This is a genomic window from Kribbella qitaiheensis, from assembly GCF_014217565.1.
In the GTDB taxonomy this organism is placed as follows: domain Bacteria; phylum Actinomycetota; class Actinomycetes; order Propionibacteriales; family Kribbellaceae; genus Kribbella; species Kribbella qitaiheensis_A.
This window is the reverse complement of sequence record NZ_CP043661.1, coordinates 7,378,024-7,398,618: the sequence shown is the minus strand read 5'-3', so window position 1 is coordinate 7,398,618 and position 20,595 is coordinate 7,378,024. Positions and strand designations below refer to the sequence as shown.

Here is a 20,595-nt window from a genome sequence, read left to right as displayed (position 1 = left end):
CACGTTATCGCTTCGTTGTGTTCTGGCGGAATCCGGGCGGGCGATAACGTTCCCCGACGCATCCGGGTCGGGGCCTTCTTACCCAACTCCCATCGTGGCTGTTCGCGGGTTCACAGCGAGTTGATCGCGGTCGAATTGATCGACATCGCCACCGAGACGAGCACGAACAGCATCAGCATCGACAGGTCGATCCGGATACCGCCGGCTCCGATCGGGGGCAGGATCCGCCGCAGCGGCCGAAGGATCGGATCGCTGACGGAGTAGATCAGTTCGACCAGCAGCAGCAGCGGCCCTTTCGGGTGCCACTGCGGGGCGAACATGAGGATCAAGCTGAAGACGAAGCGCGCCACCAACATCAAGAAGAAGGCGAGCAACACCCAGCTGAGAACACTGAGGACGAACCCGAGAGCAACCATGTCAGCAAAGAGTGTAGAAGACCGGGGGTAACCGGACGTCAGCTCTGGTTGTAGAACCCGTCGGCGGCAATCTTTTCCTTCTCCTCGGCGGCCACCGTCACGTTCGGCGGGCAGACCAGGAACACCTTGGTGGTGATCCGCTCGATCGAGCCGCGGCAGCAGAAGATCAGGCCGGCCGCGAAGTCCACCAGCCGCTTGGCGTCGGCGTGGTCCATCTCGGTCAGGTTCATGATGACGGGCGTGCCGTCGCGGAAGTGCTCACCGATCACCCGGGCCTCGTTGTAGCTGCGCGGGTGCACGGTGGTGATGCGGGCCAACTCGGTAACCTCCGGGGAAGGTGATGCGCCACGCCGATCTGGGAACTTGCTGACCGTGCCGACCTGCTCGTCACGAGCTGACTCGCGAACTGCCGGGACCGGCTCGGGCTCGTGGGATTCCCCGTCGACGGCCTCGTCCGCGTACTCGTCGTAGCCGTCGTCGTAGCGCGTGTTGTAGCGCTCGCCGTCCTCGACCAAGCCGAGGTACACACCCATCTTGCGCAACGCGCCGCTCATGGCCCTCCAGCCCTTCTGTCGAGTATCGATGTCGACACTAGCCCAGAGGAGTACGGGTTCCGAGTAATGCGCGCCCGAGGCGAACGTGTGTCGCCCCATGCCTGATCGCGGCTTCCAGATCGCCGGTCATGCCGGCCGAGATCCAGTCGGCTCCCGGATGTTCGGAGCGTAACCGGGAGGCTACTACGGCAAGGCCGCCGAACGCCTCGTCGGGGTCGGACCCCAACGGGGCGACCGCCATCACTCCGCCGAGCTCGAGCCCGTCCGCGGCGGCGACCTCCGCCGCGAGAGCCGGTACGTCGGCCGGCTCGACGCCGCCGCGGCTGACTCCGGTGGCGGCATCCGCCGATCCGTACGACGCCAGGCTCACCTGCAGCAGGCACCGCAGTACGCGGCCTTCCTCCACGGCGGCCTTCGACAAGGCCGACACCAGCGAGGACCGGTCGACCGAGTGGACGACCTGGGCGTTCCGGACGACCGAGCGGGCCTTCTTCGACTGCAGCTGACCGACGAAGTGCCAGTGCAGGTCCGGGCACTCGGGCGCCTTCGCCTTGAGCTCCTGCTCGCGGTTCTCCCCCACCTCGGTCACGCCCAGGTCCGCGAGAGCCCGCACATCGCTGACTGGGAAGGTTTTGGTGATCCCCACGAGGGTCACCGACCCCTCGGGCCTCCCGGCCGCCTGACAGGCCTCCTGGATCCGTTCACGGACCAACCGGAGGTTCTCCCGGAGCTCGTCCTCGCGGCTCACGGCAGCAACCGGACCAGTCCGGCCATCCGGCCACTGACCGCGCCCTCGCGACGGTAGCTGTACAGGTTCGCGGACTCGATCGTGCAGCTGGTCACGTCGACCACCTCACAGTCCAGCTCGGCCAACTGCGCGACGACCCCGGCGGCCACGTCGATCGACGGTGTCCCCCAGCTCGTCTCGGCGTACGACGCGGGCACCCGCTCGGCGACTTCGGCTCGCATCTCCGCCGGCACCTCGTAGCACTTGCCGCACGCATAAGGCCCGAGTACTGCGGTGATCCGGCCCGCGCCGAGCTCGCGCATCGCCTCCACAGCGGCCGGTACTACGCCGGCGTGCATCCCGCGGCGACCGCAATGAGCGGCACCGACGACACCGTTGACCCGATCGGCCAGCAGGACCGGCAGGCAATCGGCGGCCCGGACGCACAGCGCCACATCGGTCCGGGTGGTCACCAACGCGTCGGCGTGCGGCATCGGCCGCAGCGGCAACTCGTCACCAGGCCGGATCACGACGACATCCCGCCCGTGCACCTGGCTGACTCGCACCACGCCGTCCGGGACGACTCCGAACTCCGCGGCGATCCGCCGGTAGTTCTCCGCGATCGGCGCCTCGCCCTCCCCGGCCGGGCTGCCGAGGTTCAATTCGCCGTACGGCGATTGGCTGGCCCCTCCGAATCGGTCGGTGAAAGCGAACCGGACACCGTCGAGGACCTCGTCATAGCCGAACACGAGCAAAGGCTATCCAGCAACCGGCAGCGAACCGAGCACTTCGCTCGCCTCGTCGGTCACACTGCGCCGTTCCGGCCCGGCCGGCAGCTCGACGACATGACGCAGCGCCAACCGGTACGCCTCGTCGAACGCGTCCGCGGCCGCGAGCTCGAGGTCGGGAATGACGCCGACGCCCTCCCAGTTCGTCCCGGACACCGGATTCTCCGCGCGCATGATCGGGACGGTCGCCTCCAGCCGCGGGTGCAGCTTGAAGCCCTCGCGAGGATGCGCGCCGCCGCCGGTCCGCTCGCCGACGACCGTCGCCCGGCCGAGTTGCTGCAGGTCGTAGGCGAGCTCTTCGCCGCCGGAGAAGGTGGCGGAACTGGTCAGCACCCAGATCGGCTTGCTGCCGCCGAAGCGCGGGCCGGGCAGGAGCGGCACCGTCCAGAACTGGCGCCGGGTGCCTTCGGCCGGAGTGACCAGATCGTTCAGGTGCACCGGCTCGCCGTCGAACAGATGACTGCACAGGAAGGTCACCATCTCCGGTGAGCCGCCCAGGCAGCGGCGCAGGTCGATCACCAGCGCATCGGTTGCTGCCAGCAACGACAAGGCCGCGCTCACCTGCCGGCCGGCGTGCGCCGGATCGAACAGCAACGGCCGGATCTCGAGCAGGCCGACGTTGCCCGGCAGGCGCTCGACCCGCGCCATCCCGCCGCCGGTCAACTCGGACCTGGCCATCCAGGCGGCCTCTTCGGCGACCGGGTCGGTCTCGTCCACCACCTCGTCCAGGTGGTACTTGAGCCGCAGATGCTTGTCCTGGTTGCCGGCCTGCAGATCTGCCGTCACCTGGGCGCCCAACTGCTCGGGGTCCGTCAGCTCGTCGTACCGGCCGGCGGCCGCCGCCTGCCGGAGCCGGGCGGCCACCTCGGCGCCGACCTCGGGGAACACGTACTTCTGCTCGACCAGCACCGCGAGGCGCTCGGTCACCGTCTTGATCTCATCCGTCCGCATGCCGACGAGTGAAGCACCGTTCTTGACAAAGTGTCAAGAATTCTTGACGCTTGATTCATGACCACCTCCGAACCGGCCGACCGGCTGGAGATCTCGTCGGCCGCGCAGTTCAAGGCCCTCGGCCACCCGCTCCGGCACCGGCTGCTGTTCGCTCTCGGGCAGGAGGCCGCGACGATCAGCCAACTGGCGGCCTCGCTCGCTGTCGGCAAGGGCAACGTCGCCCACCACCTCGGCGTACTGCGGGATGCCGGGCTGGTCCAGCTGGCCGAGACGCGACAGGTTCGTGGCGGCACCGAGCAGTACTACCGCCGGGCCGCGAAGATGTTCGACTTCACCGGCGACGGACGACGGGCGAACACCACGGTCGCCCTGCAAGCAGTGGCTGCCGAGCTGGAGGGCTCGTCGGGCGAGCCGATGCTGACGCTGCGGAACATCCGGCTGACCGAGCGCCAGGCCGAAGAGTTGATGGAGCGGCTCGGCGAGCTGGTCGACTCCCTGCAGGACGCCGGCCGGGACGAGGCCCGGTACGGCGTGATCGCGTCGGTGTACCGGCCGCGCCAATGAAGGGCCAATGAAAACGGGAGCCCGAAGGCTCCCGTTTCGCACGTGCTGGTGGACTATTTCAGGAAATCCGGGATGTCCAGATCGTCTTCGTCGTTGTCCGGCTTACGCGGCTGGCGCTGGGGCGGCGGCGGCTGGTGCGTGGCCGGCGAGTTGCTCGGGCCGGTGGTCGGCCAGGAGTGCTGCGCCGGCGCCGGCGGCTGGTTGGTGCCGGGCTGGTGTGCCGTCCGGACCGGCTCACCGGCCTGCGGGCGCGCCGAGTGCGTCGTACCGGAGCCGGGCCGGCCCTGGTCCGTGGCGGGCACCGGCACGGTGTCGTCCGTCGGCGTCCCCGCCGGAACCTGGGGAACCGGCGACTGGTTCTGCTGAGCAGGCTGACCGGCATCCGGCTGGCCCTGCGGGGTGGGCATCGGCGCGCTGTACGGCGCCTGGTTCTGCGGCGCGGCCTGCTGCTGCGGCTGGTTCTGGTCGACAGCCGGCCGCGGCGTGCCCTGGGTGGCGACGTCGCCACCCGCGGCGGGCAGCCGGTTCTGCGGGCGGGCGCTGTTCATCGCCTGCTCGCGGCGCTTCGGCATCCCGCCGTCGAAGCCGGCCGCGATCACGGTCACCCGCACCTCGTCGCCGAGTGCGTCGTCGATGACCGCGCCGAAGATGATGTTCGCGTCGGTGTGCGCGGACTCCGAGACCAGCTGGGCGGCCTCGTTGATCTCGAACAGGCCGAGGTCGGAGCCACCCGCGATCGAGAGCAGCACCCCGTGCGCACCCTCGATGCTTGCCTCCAGCAACGGCGAGGAGATGGCCGCCTCGGCCGCCGCGACCGCGCGGTCCTCACCGCGGGACGAGCCGATGCCCATCAGCGCCGAGCCGGCGTTGGACATCACCGCCTTCACGTCGGCGAAGTCCACGTTGATCAGGCCGGGGGTGGTGATCAGGTCGGTGATCCCCGAGACACCCTGCAGCAGCACCTGATCGGCCTGCTTGAAGGCGTCCAGCACCGAGACGGCGCGGTCGGAGATGGTCAGGAGGCGGTCATTCGGAATGACTATCAGGGTGTCGACCTCTTCACGGAGCGCGGCGATGCCGTCCTCCGCCTGGGTCGCGCGGCGCTTGCCCTCGAAGGAGAACGGCCGCGTCACCACACCGATCGTCAGCGCCCCGAGGGAGCGCGCGATCCGCGACACCACCGGCGCGCCGCCGGTGCCGGTGCCGCCGCCCTCACCCGCGGTGACGAAGACCATGTCGGCACCCTTCAGCGCCTCCTCGATCTCCTCCGCGTGGTCCTCGGCGGCCTTCTGCCCGATCGCCGGGTTCGCGCCGGCGCCGAGGCCCCGGGTCTCCTCCCGGCCGATGTCGAGCTTGACGTCCGCGTCGCTCATCAACAGCGCTTGCGCGTCCGTGTTGATGGCGATGAACTCAACGCCCTTCAGGCCGTGTTCGATCATCCGGTTCACGGCATTGACGCCGCCTCCGCCGATGCCGACAACCTTGATGAGTGCCAAATAGTTCTGCGGTGCCGCCACGTCCGCGCCTCTCGCCTCGTTCTGTTCCCGTTATGGCCGGTTGGCCTCCGAGCTGCGCCTGCTCCCCGAACGCCGTTGCGCACCGGGCCCCACTCGATCCAGCCGAGCCTGAACCTCCAGAAAAACCAGGGGTTCGACCTGAAGTAGAATTTTGGGGTTCAACCTGAAGTAGATGGTTAGAGTTGTGTCAACTTTAGATTACGCCCGACGCTACGGAGCCTATCCGGCAAAGTCCACGCGCCTCGCCGCCGCGTATCAGGATGTGACGCGTTACTTCTTTTCCCCTTTGGTGACAGGAAGATCGGGCGCCGACACGTCGTAGGTCTTCGCCTGGCGCTTCATCAGCACGCTGAGTACTTCGGCCTTGCGCGCACTGTCATCGGAACTGCCCCAGACAACCGTCACCCCGGACCCGAGGTTGAGGGTGATCGAGTCCGGCGAGGCCGCCGAGATCGACGCCACCTCGGCCCGCAACGCGATCGGCAGGGCAGCCGAAACCGTCACCACCGAACGGATCGTGACATCGCGTCGGGCACCGACCACCAGCGCTTCGGGCAGCCCGTCCGGCCTGTTCGGCACGCTCTTGAAGGACACCCCGGTCGCGTCGACCAGCTCGAACTTCTTGCCGTCGGTGACGACGACCACCGGTACCCGCTCGGTAACCACGATCTCCAGCCGGTTCGGCCAGGCCCCTGGTCACCTGCGCGTCGGCGACCGCCTGCACGGTCCGGACCCGATCCGCGATCGCGGCCAGATCCACCTTGGCAAGGGGTTGCCCGATCGGGGCCGCGGCCACCTCGATGATCGTTGCCTCCGGCACCGTGTCGATCCCGGTCACCCGGACCCCGGTGACCGCGAGCAGCGACGAGAAGTAGAAGATCCAGACCACCACGCCGGCGAGCAGCAGCAAGAAGCCGCCGACCGCCCAGGGCAACCAGCCCTTCCACCGCACCAACCGTTGCCGGCGCGCGAAGCGCTGTTGTGCCCGGGCAAGGTCAGTGCTTTGACTCATCCCTTCGACACCATCGCGATCACTCGATCGTCGCGGCGGTCAGCGCCGCACGTTCGGCCAGTAGCCCGACCACCTCGGGCCCGATCAGCGTGACGTCGCCGGCGCCGAGGGTGACCACCAGGTCACCCGGTACGGCGAGGTCGGCGACCACTCGCGGAACGGCCGACCAGGACGGCTCGAACCGGACCTGGTCCGGCTTCAGCGGCACATGGTTCGCGATCAGCGCGCCGGTGACCCCGGGCTCGGGGTCCTCCCGCGCGGCGAAGATGTCCATCACGACGACCTCGTCGGCCAGCCCCAGCGCCACGGAGAACTCGGTCGCGAAGATCCTGGTCCGGCTGAACAGGTGCGGCTGGAAGCACGCGATCACGCGGCCCTCCCCCGCGACCTGCCGGGCGGCGATCAGGTCCACCGTCAGCTCGGTCGGGTGGTGGGCGTAGGAGTCGAAGACGCGGACGCCGTCCTCCTGGCCCTTGAACTCGAACCGGCGGCCGGTCCCGGTGAAGGAAGCGAGCCCCTCGGCCAGGTCCGCGGCGGAGAAGTGCAGCCCGAGGCCGACGGTGAGGGCGGCCGCCGCGTTCAGCGCGTTGTGCTTGCCGGCCTGCTGCAGATGCACGATCGGCAGCTTGCGGCCGCGGAACACCGGCACGAACGACTGGACCGCACCGGTCGCGGTGAGTTCGGTCACCCGGGTGTCCGCGTCCTCCGCTTCGCCGTACGTCCGTACGTCGATGCCGCGGGCGCGGGCGAACTCGGCCAACCGGCGGGCACCGGCGTCGTCGACACAGATCACCATGAATCCGCCGGGGACGACCCGATCACAGAACTGCTCGAACGCGAGCCGGTAACTGGCCTCGTCGCCGTAGTTGTCCAGGTGGTCCGGCTCGACCGACGTGACGATCGACACCTCGGGGCTGTAGGTCAGGAACGACTTGTCGGACTCGTCGGCCTCGGCGACGAACAGCTCACCGCTGCCGTCGTGCGCGTTCGAGCCGGACTCGTTCAGGTTGCCACCGATCGCGTACGACGGGTCGGCGGCGCAGTGCTGCAGCGCGACCGTCAGCATCGACGTGGTGGTGGTCTTGCCATGCGTCCCGGCGACCGCGATCGTGCGGCGGCCGACCATCACCGAGGCGAGCGCGGCTGCCCGCGGCAGGATCGGGATACCGGCAGCCCGGGCGGCGACCACCTCGGGGTTGGTCTCCCGGATCGCGGTGGAGACCACGACGGTGTCCACGGCCGCGACGTGCTCGGCGGCGTGACCGACCCAGCAGGTGGCGCCCAGGGCGCGCAGCGCGGCAAGCACACGGCCGTCCTTGGCGTCGGATCCGGAGACCTCGATCCCGCGGGAGGCCATGATGCGGGCGATACCGGACATGCCGGCGCCGCCGATTCCGACGAAGTGCACCCGGCCCAGCTTCTCGGCGGGCAGGTGGGTATCAGGGGCGGTGACGATCACGAAGCAGACCTCACCACATCGAGGATGATCCGCGCCAACCGGTCGTCGGCGTCGAGACGGATCAGACCCTGCGCAGCGGTGGACATGCTCTGTAGACGCACCTGGTCGTGCACAAGTTGCGGAACGGTCGCGCGGACCCAGTCCGGCGTCACCTCGGCGTTGTCGACCAGGAACGCGCCACCGGCGTCCACGACCGCCTTGGCGTTGACTCGCTGCTCACCGTTACCGATCGGCAGCGGAACGTAGATGGCAGGCAGCCCGATACCGGAAACCTCGGTGACCGTGTTCGCACCCGCACGGCAGACGACCAGGTCGGCCGCGGCGTAGGCGAGCTCCATCCGGTCGATGTAGTTGAGCACGCGGTACGGGTACCGGCCGGTCTGCTCGATCTCCAGGGTGTTCTTGGACCCGATCGCGTGCAGCACCTGCACACCGGCGGCCTGCAGATCGGCCGCGGCGCCGCCGAAGCCCTCGTTGAGCCGCTGGGCGCCGGTCGAACCGCCGGTCACGAACACCGTCGGCGCGTCCGGGTCCAGCCCGAAGAACGCACGCGCCTCCGCCCGGAGCGCCGCCCGGTCCATCGTCGAGATCGCCCGGCGGATCGGCAGCCCGACATAGTTGGCGTGCGGCAACTCGGTGCCCGGGAACGAGGTCGCCACGGTCTCGGTGCAGTAGCGGGCCGCGAACTTGTTCGCGATCCCCGGCATCGCGTTGCCTTCGTGCACGACGATCGGGGTCTTGCGACGCCAGGCCGCGACGTACGCCGGGGTGGAGACGTAACCGCCGAAGCCGACCAGGACGTCGGCCTTGGCCTCGTCGAGGATCTTGCGGGCGGCGTTCACCGAGCTGAGCATCTTGCCCGGTACGGCGAACAGCGCCGGCGTGGGCTTGCGCGGCAACGGGACGGGCGGGATCAGCTCGAGCCGGTAGCCGGCCTCGGGGATGACGCGGACCTCGATCCCGCGCTCGGTCCCGAGCGCGAGGATCTCGACGGTCGGGTCGATCCGGCGCAGGGCGTCGGCGGTGGCGATCAGGGGGGAAGTATGGCCGGCGGTACCACCACCGGCCAGAACGATACTCGGCACAGCTTTCAACGCTCCCGCGTGTTCTCACGGCCAGTGCGGCCAGGTGTACGCCACGACGACATCCACCCGAACAACGGCCGCCGGTGTTCCTTCAAGGCGGCCCTGCGCGCCGGGCTCGGCCTTCGCGAAGGACAACAGCATGCCGATCGCGATCAGCGTCGGCAGCAGTGCGGACCCACCGTACGACAAAAGCGGGAGCGGGATACCCACGATGGGTAGCAGTCCGATCACGGCACCCAGGTTGACCAGCGTCTGGGCCATGATCCAGACCGTGATTCCGGCCGCGGCGTAGCGGATGAACGGCTCGGCGGTCCTGGTCGCAATCCGGACACCGGCGTACGCCAGGGTGAGGAACAGCGCGAGCACGGTCAGTGACCCGATCAGCCCGAGCTCCTCGCCGATCACCGCGAAGATGAAGTCGGTGTGCGCCTCGGGCAGGTTGCCCCACTTCTGCCGGCTGTTGCCGATCCCGACGCCCCACCAGCCACCGGTGGAGAGCGCGTAGAACGCGTGGTACGCCTGCCAGCCGACGCCGCTCGGATCCGCGAACGGATCCATGAACTGCGCCACCCGGGCCATCCGGTAGCTCTCCTGGCTGACGAAGAAGCCGCCGATCGTGCCGACCACGGCCAGCATCGCGACGAACAGTCTGGTCGGTGCGCCGACGACCCAGATCATCCCGACCATCACGGCCATCAGCACCAGCGAGGTACCCAGGTCGTGCTGGCCGATGATGAGCGCGATCACCAGACCGCAGACCGGCACCATCGGGACCAGCAGATGCTTCCACTGGGTGAGCAGCTTCTGCTTGCGGGCGTAGAGATCCGCGCACCACAGCACCAGCGCCAGCTTGGCGAACTCGCTCGGCTGGATCTGCAGGGGACCGCCGAAGGAGATCCAGTTCGTGTTGCCGTTGACGTTCTTGCCCAGACCCGGCACGTAGGTGAGCACGAGCAGGAACACCGAGCCCAGCAACGCGACGTACGCGAGCATCCGGAAGTGCCGTGGCGTCATCCGCGAGGCGACGTACGCCATCGGCAGGCCGACGCCGACCCAGATCAGCTGGCGGTAGAAGATCGCGTACTGGTTGCCGTGGTTGACGTTGTACGACAGGACGCTGGACGCCGACAGCACCATCAACAGCCCGAGCACCAGCAACAGGCCGGTGGCGCCGAGCAGGATGTGGTACGACGTGAGCGGCCGGTCCAGCACGTCCTTGACCGCGGACACCCAGCGCCGCTCGTTCGCCGGGGATGAGGACGAGGAAGGCGCAGCCTTGTCGTCCGGACGGTCAGTGATCGTCGTCATGCGATCACCCCCGGATCAGCTGTCGCCCAGCCGCAGTACGGCTTCGGCGAAGGCGTCTCCGCGGGCTCCATAGTTGGCGAACATGTCCCAGGAAGCGCAGCCGGGTGCGAGCAGCACGGTGTCTCCCACCTGTGCGAGCTTCGCAGCCTCCCCCACCACGGTCTCCATAGCACCAGTCTCCGTTGACTCGACTGTGATCGTCGGGACATCTGGCGCGTGTCGGGCAAGTGCTTCGGCGATCACCTGCTTGTCCTGGCCGAGCAGGACTACGGCCCGCAACCGGTCCTTCGCGGCAAGGACCAGATCGTCGAAGGTAGCGCCCTTGGCCTGACCGCCGGCGATCCACACGACATGCTCGTAGGCGGACAGTGAAGCCTGCGCCGCATGTGGGTTGGTCGCCTTGGAATCGTCCACATAGTTGACCCCGGCAACTTCCGCGACGTGCGCGATCCGGTGCGCGTCCGGCCGGAACTTCCGCAACCCGTCCCGTACTGCGCTCGCCGGTACGCCGAACGCGCGAGCCAGCGCGGCAGCGGCAAGCGCATTGGCCACGTTGTGCGGCGCGGGCGGGTTGACGTCGGCCACGGCCGCGATCTCCAGCGCCGACGATGCGCGCTGTTCCACGAACGCACGGTCGACGATCAGGTCCTCGACCAGGCCGACCATCGAGATCGCCGGCATACCGAGGGTGAAACCGACCGCGCGGCAGCCCTCGATCACGTCCGCGTCGACCACGAGCTGTTCGGTCACCGGGTCGGCGACGTTGTAGACGCAGGCGATCTGGCAGTTCTCGTAGATCCGGCCCTTGTCGGCGGTGTAGGCCCTCCATCGATCCGTGCCAGTCGACATGGTCCGGTGCGATGTTCAGCACCGCCGCGGAGTGCGGGGACATCGACTGGGTGAAGTGCAGCTGGTAGCTGGACAGCTCGACCGCGATCACGTCGAACGGTTCCGGGTCCATCACGGCTTCGAGCAGCGGCAGCCCGACGTTGCCGGCGGCAACGGCACGGTGGCCGGCCGCGGTCAGGATCGAGGTCAGCATCTGGACCGTCGTGGTCTTGCCGTTGGTGCCGGTGACACAGAGCCAGGGCGCGGCGTTCGCGGGATCGCGCAGCCGCCAGGCCAGCTCGATCTCGCTCCAGATCGGGACGTCGCGAGCCGCCGCGGCGGCCAGCAGCGGTGCGTGCGGCGGGATGCCGGGCGAGGTGACGACGATCTCCACGTCGGCCGGCAACTCAGCGGTGCTGCCCGCACCAAGCTTGATGGTGGCACCGAGAGTCTCGAGGATCTGCGCCTTCTCCCGGAGCGCCTCGGTGTCGCGGTCGTCCAGCACCACGACGTTCTCGGCCCCTGCCTGCAACAGCGAGTCGGCGCAGGCGTAGCCCGCGGTACCGAAGCCGAGGACGACGAAACGGGTCGCCGCCCAGCCTTCGTCGGTCCGTGTCGACAGACTCATCCGGCCACCCATTCCGCGTAGAACAAGCCGAGCCCGGTGGCGACGCAGAGGCCGGAGATGATCCAGAACCGGATCACCACGTTGACCTGTTCCCAGCCGAGCATCTCGAAGTGGTGCTGCAGCGGCGCCATCCGGAAGAGCCGTTTGCCGACGCCGCCGGTGCGTTTGGTGATCTTGAACCAGCTGACCTGCAGGATCACCGAGGCGGTGATGATGACGAACAGCCCGCCGAGCAGCAGCACCAGCAGTTCGGTCCGGGTCATCACTGCCAGGCCGGCCACCGCGCCACCCAGCGACAGCGAACCCGTGTCACCCATGAAGATCTTGGCCGGCGACGCGTTCCACCACAGGAACCCGAACAGGGCACCCGTCAGGGCCGCGGCGACGACGGCGAGGTCGTGCGGATCTCGTACCTCGTAACACCGCGAGCCCGGCGTGGTCCCGCAGCTCTGGTTGAACTGCCAGATGCAGATCAGCGTGTACGCGCCGAACACCATCATCGAGGCTCCGGTCGCCAGCCCGTCCAGGCCGTCGGCCAGGTTCACGCCGTTCGACATCCCGGCGATCAGCAGCAGGATCCAGATCACGACCAGGATCGGCGCCAGGTGCAGCCAGCTGATGTCGCGGATGAAGGAGATGAACGGCGACGCTGGCCGCTGGCCGCGATCGTCGGGGAACTGCAGCGCGAGGACGGCGAACGCCACCGCGACCAGCGTCTGCCCGGCCAGCTTCGCCTTGCTGCGCAGGCCGAGGCTGCGCTGCCGGACGATCTTGATGAAGTCGTCCAGGAAGCCGACCGCGCCCATCCCGGCGAACATGAACAGCACCAGCAGCGCCGACGCGCTCGGCTGGGTCATCGTGAACAGCTTCGCCACGAAGTACCCGACGATGGTCGCGGTGATGAAGACGGTGCCGCCCATCGTCGGCGTCCCGCGCTTGGTGTGGTGCGACGTCGGTCCGTCGTCGCGGATCTCCTGGCCGTAGCCGCGGTTGGCCAGCACGTTGATCGCCAGCCGGGTGCCGAGCAGCGTGAGCGCCATCGACACGGCGCCCGCGAGCAGGATCGAGATCACTGCGAAGCCTCCTCGATCAGGGCCGTGGCCAGCCGGTCGAGCCCGACGAACCGGGACGCCTTCACCAGCACCACATCTCCCTGCCGCAATTCCTTGCGAAGCAACTCGAGTGCTTCGTCCGAGCTGTCGACGTACGCCGACTCGTTGCCCCACGATCCTTCCAGGGAGGCGCCGAGGTGGATCGGGCGGGCCGCCTCGCCGACCGCGACCAGCCGGTTGACGTCCAGCCGGACCGCCAGCCGGCCGATCCCGTCGTGCTCCTCCAGCGAGGTGTCGCCCAGTTCGCCCATCGGGCCGAGCACCGCCCAGGTCCGGGCTCCTCTGGCCCGGCCGATCGCGACCAGCGCCTTGAGGGCGGCCCGGACCGAATCGGGATTGGCGTTGTAGGCGTCGTTGATCACCGTCACGCCGTCGGCGCGCTCGGTGACCTCCATCCGCCACTTCGACTTCGTGCTCGCCGTGTTCAGCCCGGCGGCGATCTGCTCCGGCGTCAGCCCAGCAGCCTGTACGGCGGCAGCGGCGGCCAGCGCGTTCGGGACCTGATGCTCGCCGACCAGCTGGAGCTGTACGGCGTGCTCGGTGCCTCCGACGTGCAGGGTGAACCCAGGCCGGCCATCCGCGTCGAGGACGACATCCGTAGCCCGGACATCCGCGTCGGGCCCTTCACCGAAGGTGACCACGGACTCCTTGGTCCGGGCGGTCATCGCGGCGACCCGCGGATCGTCGGCGTTGAGGATGGCGGTCCCGCCCGGCAGGACGGCCTCGATCAGCTCGCCCTTGCCCTGCGCGATCGCGTCCCGGCTGCCGAACTCACCGATGTGGGAGTGGCCGACGTTCAGCACCATGCCGATCTTCGGCGGCGTGATCCGGCACAGGTAGGTGATGTCGCCGACGTGCCGGGCGCCCATCTCCGCGACCAGGAACCGGGTCTGCTCGTTCGTCTGCAAGGCGGTCAGCGGGTGCCCGAGCTCATTGTTGAACGACCCGTACGGCGCCACCGTCTCGCCGTACGGCGCGAGCAGCTGGGCGATCAGGTCCTTCGTACTGGTCTTGCCCTGCGAGCCGGTCAGCCCGACCACGGTGAGATTCGGCAGCTGGGAGATCACCAGCCGGGCCAACTCGCCGAGTGCGGTCTGTGCATTCGGTACGACGATGCAGGGGCTGCCCGCGATCGCGCGGGTGGTGATGGAGGCGGTCGCGCCGGCGGCGGTCACCGCGGCGACGTAGTCGTGCCCGTCCACGTTCTCGCCGTCGAAGGCGACGAACAGGCCGCCCGGCTCGACCTTGCGGGAGTCGATCACGACGGCGGCGTCGACGACGGCCGCGGGGTCCACCCCGAAGAGTTCACCGCCGACCGCTTCCGCGATCTGGCCGCAACTGACTGGGATCACAGTGCTGTCTCCTGGGTCGCCGCGATCAGTTCGCGCACGGTCTCGCGGTCGTCGAACGGGTGGATCACGCCGCCCACGTCCTGACCTGTCTCATGGCCCTTGCCGAGCACCACGACGGTATCCCCCGGGCCGGCCAGTCCTATCGCGGTGGCGATCGCCTCGCGCCGGTCCCCCACCTCGCGCAGCTCAAACCCCGGTACTGCGGCTCGCGCGCCCTCGATCGCCGCGGCGCGGATCGTCGCCGGGTCCTCGCTGCGAGGGTTGTCGTCGGTCACGATCACCACGTCTGCTGTCCGTGCTGCCGCAGCGCCCATCGCGGGCCGCTTGCCGGCATCCCGGTCACCACCGCAGCCGACAACGGCGAACAGCCGGCCCTTGGTCGCGCCACGAGCCGCCTGCAGGGCCAGCGCGACGGCATCCGGCGTGTGCGCGTAGTCGACGATCACGGCCAGGCCGTCGCCACGCGTGAAGGTCTCCATCCGCCCCGGTACTGCGGCCGTCTGCAGTCCCGCCGCAATCGCCTCGGCCGGTACGTCGACCTGCCGGAGCATCGCGACAGCCAGCAGCGCGTTCGCCACGTTGAAGTCACCGGGCAGCCGGATCTCGACCGTGAGCGTCTCGCCTGGGCCCTGGATGTCCAGCACCGTGGTGCCGTGCTCGGACAGGTGCTTGGCCGCCACGGTCCAGTCCGCCTCGCCGGTCGTAGAGACCGTCACCAGCGGTACGACGGTCTGCGCGGCGAGCCGGCGGCCGTATTCGTCATCGATGTTCACCACTGCCAGATCGCACAGTTCGGGCGTGAACAGAGAGGCCTTCGCCGCGAAGTACTCCTCGAACGTCTTGTGGAAGTCGAGGTGATCCTGGGTCAGATTGGTGAACCCGGCGACGGCGTACCGCGCCCCGTCGACCCGGCCCATCGCCAGCGCGTGGCTCGACACCTCCATCGCGCACCAGGCGACGGCCTGCTCGCGCATCACGGCGAACAAGGCCTGCAGGTCGGTGGCTTCCGGCGTCGTCCGGACGCTCTTGACGACCTCCGCATCGGCGCCGCTGCCGATCCGGGTCTCGATCGTGCCGATCAGGGCCGCTTGGCCGACGTTCCGCAGTACGGCGTCGAGCAGGTAGCTGGTGGTGGTCTTGCCGTTGGTACCGGTCACGCCGAGCAGCCGGAGGCCCTTGGTGGGCTCACCGTAGATCTGGGCGGCGACAGCGCCGAGCACCTCGCGTGGTTTGCCGACTACGAGCGTCGGCAGGCCGGCGGCGATTGCACGGTCCTCACCGGCCGGGTCGGTCAGTACCGCGACAGCGCCGGCGGCTCGTGCTCCTTCGACGAAAGCCGCACCGTGGGTGACCGCGCCCGGCAGGGCGGCGTACAGGTCACCAGGGAGGATCGAGCGGGAGTCCAGCGATACGCCGGTCACCTCCGCATCGGTCGCAGGGATGCGTGCCCCGGCGGTTGCGGCGAGCTCGGCGAGGCTGATCGGGACTGTGTGCCGCGGCCTGATCGCGGCTACGGCGCCGCCTGCGGCGGAAGGGGTGGACACGGGCCCAGAGGCTACCGCTCCGGGCCCGGTCACACCTACCTGACCCTGCGTCACCAGGTGAGCGGAATGACGGGCGCCTTCGCACCGGTGGGCGGTACGGCGTACTTCTGCAGCGCGTAACTCATCACGTCGCGGAACACCGGGCCTCCCTGGAAACCGCCGCCTCGCCCGTTCGTCGGGTTCTGCAGTACGACGTAGGTGACGAAGCGCGGGTTGTCCGCGGGAGCGAATCCGACGAAAGAAGTGGCCCACTTGCGGTAGCAGCTGCAAGCGGAGTCGACCTCTTGCGCCGTACCGGTCTTGCCGGCCACGCGGTAGCCGGGGATCTGCGCCTGGGTCGCACTACCGCCTTTGCCGACGACGGACTCCATCATCAGCCCGACCTCCCTGGCTGCGGTCTCGCTCACCACCCGGTGCGACGGCGCCGTCGGGTTCGGGATCACCTCGCCATTGGGGCCGAGGTAGTTCTTCACCAGCTTGGGCGGCGTGAAGACACCGCCGTCGGCGACGGCGGCCACCGCGGCGGTCATCTGGACGGCGTTCGCGGACAGGCCCTGGCCGAACGCCACGTTCGACCGGGTCAGCTCGCTCCACTCGTCCCCTGGCGGCATCAGGCCACGACTCTCGCCCGGGAAGTTCAGCCCGGTCGGGTCGCCGAAGCCGAAGTTCTTCAGGTAGTGCACGAACTGCTGGATCGGCATCTGCTGCGACGCCATGATCGTGCCGACGTTCGACGACTTCGCCACCACCCCGGAGATGGTCAGGTTCAGCAGGCCGTGGTCGAAGTGGTCCTTGATGGTGCGGCGCTGGACCGTGTACGACCCGGGCACCTGCAGCTTGGTGTCCATCGAGATCAGCCCGGCGTCGGCCAGCGCGGCCATCGTCATCACCTTCTGCACGCTGCCCGGCTCGTAGACCTGCTCCAGCGCGGGGTTCTTCAGCGCGCCCGACTTGACCGGCTTGTTCGGGTCGAAGGTCGGGTAGTTGGCCATCGTCAGGATCTCGTGGTTCTTCAGGTCGATGGTCACCACCGTGCCGGACTCGGCCTTGTACTGCTTGACGGCCTGCTCGATCCGCTTCTCCGCGAACCATTCCAGGTCCGCGTCCAGGGTCAGCTGCGCGCCGGTACCGGACTTCGGCTCCTCCACGGTGTGGTCCGCGTTCGGGATCTTGTTGCCCTTGGCATCGACTTCGTACATCGCCTTGCCGTCGGTACCGGACAGCTTGTCGTTCAGTCCGTACTCGAGTCCGGACAGTCCCTTGCCGTCGGCACCGACCACGCCGACCACGTTCGCGGCGATGGTGCCGTTCGGGTGGTTCCGGATCGGGTCCGCCTCGGTGTAGAGGCCAGTCAGCAGCGGCTGCTTGGCCTTCGCCCGATCCTTGTTCTGCAACTTGATCGAGGCGGCGATCTGGGTCCAGGCCTGCGGGCTCACCTGGTGGGCCAGGTAGGTGAACCGGCCCTTCTTGGTCATTGCCTGCAGCAATTCGTCGTAGGTCGTGCCGGACAGCTTCGGCGACAGGATCGCCGCCAGTTCGGGCGCGACCTTGCTGGTCAGCGACGGGTCGGCGGTGATCGCCACCGCGTCCTCCGACACCGACAGCGGGGCGCCGTTGCGGTCCACGATGTCGCCGCGGGAGGCGTGCAGGACGAAGGGCTTGGTGTTCTCCTTCGTCGCGGCGAGCGCGTACGAGTCCGGGTCGACACCCTGCAGCAGGATCAGCCGGCCGGCGAACAGCGACAGGACGAACGCCATCACGCCGAGCGTCACCCGCAGCCGCAGCGTGGGACGACCAAGCTTGAGCGTGCGCGGTGGACGTTTCGGCTTCGGCTTGCGCGGCGCCGGTGGGCGCCGGCTCTGCGGCGGCCGCTTCCGCGGCGGCGCGACCTTCTTACCTACTGGTCGCAGCGGTCGACCGTCCGGACCTGGACGGCGCGGGGCCGGGCGAGCCTCGGCAGTCTTCCGCGGCCGGTTGGGTGCGGCCTTCTTGGCCACCGCCTTCTTGGCCACCGCCTTCTTGGCGACTGCATTCCTCGCGACAGCCTTCCTGGCAACGGCCTTCTTCGCTACTGTCTTCTTGGGAACGGCGCGGCGCGGGTCGTCGCCCTGCTGCCTGCGCACGGGACGCTCCGCGCCAGTGCGGGCGCTGTCTGTAGCGGACGGACGGCGGGACGGAGCCTTGCGGGGCGGGTTACCCCGCTCCGGTTCACCGCCACGTCTGCGTGGCGGTTCACTACCCCGTCGCTCCGTCATCCGATCATCCCCCGGTGGTCGTGGTGTTCCCTGTCGTTCCCGGCGGCTTGGTCGTACTGGCCGGCGGCTTGTTCGTGTTCGTGGACGGCTTGTTGGCGGTGCCGGTTCCCGTACTGCCGGTCGTGGTGCCGACCGGCGGCTTCGTGGTGTTGGCGGGTGGCTTGGTGGTGGTGACCGGCGGCGTTGTCGTGGCGGTCACCGGCGGCGTGGCGGTCACCGGCGGCTTGGGCAGCGCGTCCGGGCTGAACATCGCCTTCCCGGTCCCCGCCTTCGCCTCCGCCGGTACGCCGAGGACGCGGCCGTCGGACAGCCGCAGGAACACCGGGTTCTGGTTCGGCACCATGCCCATCAGCAGGGCCCGGTCCGCAAGGTTCTGCGGCGACTCCAGCGTGCGCACCTGACGTTCCAGCTGCTCCTGCTGGTCCCGGAGCTGGTCGGCCTGCTGGTTCAGGTCGGTGACCTGAAAGGTGCCTCGCTGCAACTCGGTGTTGAGCAGCAGAAGACCCACCAGGCCGGCTGCGAGCAACGCCACCACGAAGATGACGAACGGCATCCGCGGCGGCCGGAACGGCGCGCCGTAGACAACCCGCAGCTTCGGCTCCTGCTTGGTCGCCGGGGCCGGTGTGACGCGGGCCTTCGACGGGCTGAAGACAGTACTCATCAGGCAACCAGCCCCTTCTCCCGGACGCGTTCGGCCGCCCGCACGCGAACAGAGGTCGCCCGCGGGTTCGCCGCGAGCTCCTCCTCGGTCGGCCGCTCGGCGCCTCGGGTCAGCAACTTCAGGTACGGCTCGTGACCGGCCGGAATCACCGGCAGGTCGTCGGGCACGTCGGTCTTGGTCGCGGCCGCCAGCGTCTGCTTGGCGATCCGGTCCTCCAGCGAGTGATAGCTCATCACCACGATCCGGCCGTGCAGCGCGAGCGCCGCGACCGCCGAGGGCAGCGCGCGACGCAGTACCTCGAGCTCGCCGTTGACCTCGATCCGCAAGGCCTGAAAGGTCCGCTTGGCCGGGTGTCCCCCGGTCCGGCGGGCCGCCTGCGGGATCGAGTCGCGGACCAGCTCGGACAGCCGGGCGCTGTTGGTGAACGGCTCGGTCTCACGGGCCTTGACGATCCGGTCCGCGATCCGGCGAGAGAACTTCTCCTCGCCGTACTGGAACAGGATCCGGGCCAGGTCGGCCGAGCTGTAGGTGTTCAGGATGTCCGCGGCCGTGGTGGGCGCGGTGTTGTCCATCCGCATGTCCAGCGGCGCGTCCTGGGCGTAGGCGAAACCACGCTCGGCCTCGTCCAGTTGCATCGAGGAAACACCCAGGTCGAACAGGATCCCGTCGATCGCGGGGATGTCGAGGTCGGCCAGCACCTGCGGCAGTTCGTCGTACACGGCGTGCACGAGCGTGCTGCGATCGGCGTACGGCGCGAGCCGTTCGCCGGCGAGCCGCAATGCTTCCGGATCGCGATCCAGCCCGACCAGGCGAGCTTCCGGGCAGGCCCGCAGGAACGCCTCGGAGTGGCCGCCGAGGCCGAGGGTGGCGTCGACGAGAACGGCACCGGGGTGCGACAGCGCTGGCGCCAGCAGGGCGACGACGCGGTCGAGCATGACGGGGACGTGGCGCGAGGAAGGCTCGGCTGGTGTCGGCTGGGAAGGCGGCATGGCGTCAGCCCACCGATCCCTGCACACCGCGCTCAACGCCGCTCATCTCGACCCTTCGATAGCAGCGGGAGCGACCCTGCCCCCGCAGGTTTTGACTGCCTTGCCGTGCCGTCCTGCTGGGGCGGAAGTGCGGGTGGAGTTTCGTCCGGTCAGATCGCGGGTTCGCCCTCCGGGGAAGTACCTCTTGTCTTGGCGCCGGGGAAGTGGCGTCAACACCGAGGTCGGAAGTCGGACCCGTGATCTCACCGGACGGTCTGTGCTCCGGTTGCCGCGGTTGTCGTCGGGATGCTCAGAAGATGCCGGGCAGGACCTCCTCGGACAGATCGGCGAATGCCTGCTCCTGCTCCTCGGAGTACCGGTTCCAGCTCTCCGTGTTCCAGATCTCCACCCTGTTCATCGCCCCGATGACGACACAGTCGCGATCAAGTCCCGCGTAATCGCGCAGCATCGGCGGGATGGTGACCCTGCCTTGTTTGTCCGGCACCTCGTTCGAGGCACCGGCGAACAACATCCGCAGGTAGTCCCGGGCACCTTTGTTGGTGATCGGAGCCTGCTTCAACTGCTCTGTCAGTTGGACGAACTCTGCTTCGGGCCACACGGACAGCGACCGCTCTTGTCCACGAGTGATCACCAGGCCCTCCGAAAGCTCGTCCCGGAACTTCGCCGGCAGGAACAGTCGGCCCTTGTCGTCGAGCTTGGGGAAGTGCGTTCCAAGGAACACGCTCCACCTCCCCGTTGCGGTCTCTCCGTCTCAGGTCGAGCTATCTCCACCATTTCAGTACCACTGCGCTCCACCTTACTCCACTTTGCCCCACCGTCAACCAACTACGCCCCACTCCGCCCTC

Annotated in this window: 18 protein-coding genes and 2 pseudogenes; 1 reads left to right on the top strand and 19 read right to left on the bottom strand. The window is 68.7% G+C overall.

The annotated features are described in order from the left end of the window. Positions 1-110: 110 nt before the first annotated feature. The 5 genes from F1D05_RS35100 to F1D05_RS35080 are packed head-to-tail and all read right to left on the bottom strand — an operon-like array spanning position 111 to position 3,436. Positions 111-416, bottom strand: coding sequence for a YggT family protein (locus tag F1D05_RS35100; RefSeq protein ID WP_185444572.1), 306 nt, complete (start codon positions 414-416; stop codon positions 111-113). 38 nt (positions 417-454) lie between these two features. After that, a complete protein-coding gene (locus tag F1D05_RS35095; RefSeq protein ID WP_185444571.1) occupies positions 455-970 on the bottom strand; it encodes a cell division protein SepF in 516 nt (171 codons plus the stop codon). Between the two features lie 37 nt (positions 971-1,007). Further along, on the bottom strand, positions 1,008-1,718 hold the full coding sequence (locus tag F1D05_RS35090; RefSeq protein ID WP_185444570.1) for a YggS family pyridoxal phosphate-dependent enzyme: 711 nt from the start codon (positions 1,716-1,718) through the stop codon (positions 1,008-1,010). Next, on the bottom strand, positions 1,715-2,446 hold the full coding sequence (locus tag F1D05_RS35085; protein ID WP_185444569.1) for a polyphenol oxidase family protein: 732 nt from the start codon (positions 2,444-2,446) through the stop codon (positions 1,715-1,717). Before F1D05_RS35085 ends, F1D05_RS35090 begins: the two co-directional genes overlap by 4 nt. Positions 2,447-2,455: 9 nt before the next feature. Further along, complete coding sequence (locus F1D05_RS35080; protein WP_185444568.1) at positions 2,456-3,436, bottom strand: S41 family peptidase; 981 nt, start codon at positions 3,434-3,436, stop codon at positions 2,456-2,458. A gap of 57 nt (positions 3,437-3,493) precedes the next feature. On the opposite strand from F1D05_RS35080, the gene F1D05_RS35075 reads away from it, so the two are divergent. Further along, entirely contained in the window at positions 3,494-4,000 is a 507-nt protein-coding gene (locus F1D05_RS35075) for an ArsR/SmtB family transcription factor (protein WP_185444567.1), read from the top strand. Between the two features lie 53 nt (positions 4,001-4,053). On the opposite strand, the gene ftsZ is transcribed toward F1D05_RS35075, so the two are convergent. The 14 genes and pseudogenes from ftsZ to mraZ all read right to left on the bottom strand — a co-directional run bounded on the left by ftsZ (position 4,054) and on the right by mraZ (position 20,471). After that, a complete protein-coding gene (gene ftsZ, locus F1D05_RS35070) occupies positions 4,054-5,517 on the bottom strand; it encodes a cell division protein FtsZ (RefSeq protein WP_185444566.1) in 1,464 nt (487 codons plus the stop codon). 270 nt (positions 5,518-5,787) lie between these two features. Beyond that, positions 5,788-6,183, bottom strand: coding sequence for a cell division protein FtsQ/DivIB (locus F1D05_RS41530; RefSeq protein ID WP_246486223.1), 396 nt, complete (start codon positions 6,181-6,183; stop codon positions 5,788-5,790). An 82-nt stretch (positions 6,184-6,265) separates the two neighbouring features. Further along, positions 6,266-6,529 (bottom strand): annotated as a pseudogene (locus F1D05_RS41525) (cell division protein FtsQ/DivIB); the annotation flags it as partial. A gap of 19 nt (positions 6,530-6,548) precedes the next feature. Further along, on the bottom strand, positions 6,549-7,988 hold the full coding sequence (gene murC, locus F1D05_RS35060) for a UDP-N-acetylmuramate--L-alanine ligase (protein WP_185444565.1): 1,440 nt from the start codon (positions 7,986-7,988) through the stop codon (positions 6,549-6,551). Beyond that, positions 7,985-9,073 (bottom strand): undecaprenyldiphospho-muramoylpentapeptide beta-N-acetylglucosaminyltransferase, encoded by a 1,089-nt coding sequence (gene murG, locus F1D05_RS35055; RefSeq protein ID WP_185444564.1) that lies wholly within the window; start codon positions 9,071-9,073, stop codon positions 7,985-7,987. Before murG ends, murC begins: the two co-directional genes overlap by 4 nt. Before the next feature lie 24 nt (positions 9,074-9,097). Further along, positions 9,098-10,381, bottom strand: coding sequence for a putative lipid II flippase FtsW (gene ftsW / locus F1D05_RS35050; protein WP_185444563.1), 1,284 nt, complete (start codon positions 10,379-10,381; stop codon positions 9,098-9,100). Between the two features lie 15 nt (positions 10,382-10,396). Beyond that, positions 10,397-11,837, bottom strand: a pseudogene (gene murD, locus F1D05_RS35045) (UDP-N-acetylmuramoyl-L-alanine--D-glutamate ligase). After that, positions 11,834-12,910 carry a phospho-N-acetylmuramoyl-pentapeptide-transferase gene (gene mraY, locus F1D05_RS35040; protein ID WP_185444562.1) on the bottom strand — a complete coding sequence of 359 codons (1,077 nt, stop codon included), beginning with the start codon at positions 12,908-12,910 and terminating at the stop codon, positions 11,834-11,836. Before mraY ends, murD begins: the two are co-directional and overlap by 4 nt. Beyond that, on the bottom strand, positions 12,907-14,301 hold the full coding sequence (locus F1D05_RS35035) for a UDP-N-acetylmuramoyl-tripeptide--D-alanyl-D-alanine ligase (protein ID WP_185444561.1): 1,395 nt from the start codon (positions 14,299-14,301) through the stop codon (positions 12,907-12,909). Before F1D05_RS35035 ends, mraY begins: the two co-directional genes overlap by 4 nt. After that, on the bottom strand, positions 14,298-15,806 hold the full coding sequence (locus F1D05_RS35030) for a UDP-N-acetylmuramoyl-L-alanyl-D-glutamate--2,6-diaminopimelate ligase (protein ID WP_428995045.1): 1,509 nt from the start codon (positions 15,804-15,806) through the stop codon (positions 14,298-14,300). Before F1D05_RS35030 ends, F1D05_RS35035 begins: the two co-directional genes overlap by 4 nt. An 89-nt stretch (positions 15,807-15,895) precedes the next feature. Further along, positions 15,896-17,968, bottom strand: a complete 2,073-nt coding sequence (locus tag F1D05_RS35025) for a peptidoglycan D,D-transpeptidase FtsI family protein (protein ID WP_246486222.1) — start codon at positions 17,966-17,968, stop codon at positions 15,896-15,898. A gap of 136 nt (positions 17,969-18,104) precedes the next feature. Then, positions 18,105-18,761, bottom strand: a complete 657-nt coding sequence (locus F1D05_RS35020; protein WP_185444559.1) for a hypothetical protein — start codon at positions 18,759-18,761, stop codon at positions 18,105-18,107. After that, complete coding sequence (rsmH, locus tag F1D05_RS35015; protein ID WP_185444558.1) at positions 18,761-19,750, bottom strand: 16S rRNA (cytosine(1402)-N(4))-methyltransferase RsmH; 990 nt, start codon at positions 19,748-19,750, stop codon at positions 18,761-18,763. The genes F1D05_RS35020 and rsmH overlap by 1 nt, the downstream gene beginning before the upstream one ends. Before the next feature lie 289 nt (positions 19,751-20,039). Continuing rightward, a complete protein-coding gene (gene mraZ, locus F1D05_RS35010) occupies positions 20,040-20,471 on the bottom strand; it encodes a division/cell wall cluster transcriptional repressor MraZ (RefSeq protein WP_185444557.1) in 432 nt (143 codons plus the stop codon). Between the last annotated feature and the right edge of the window lie 124 nt (positions 20,472-20,595).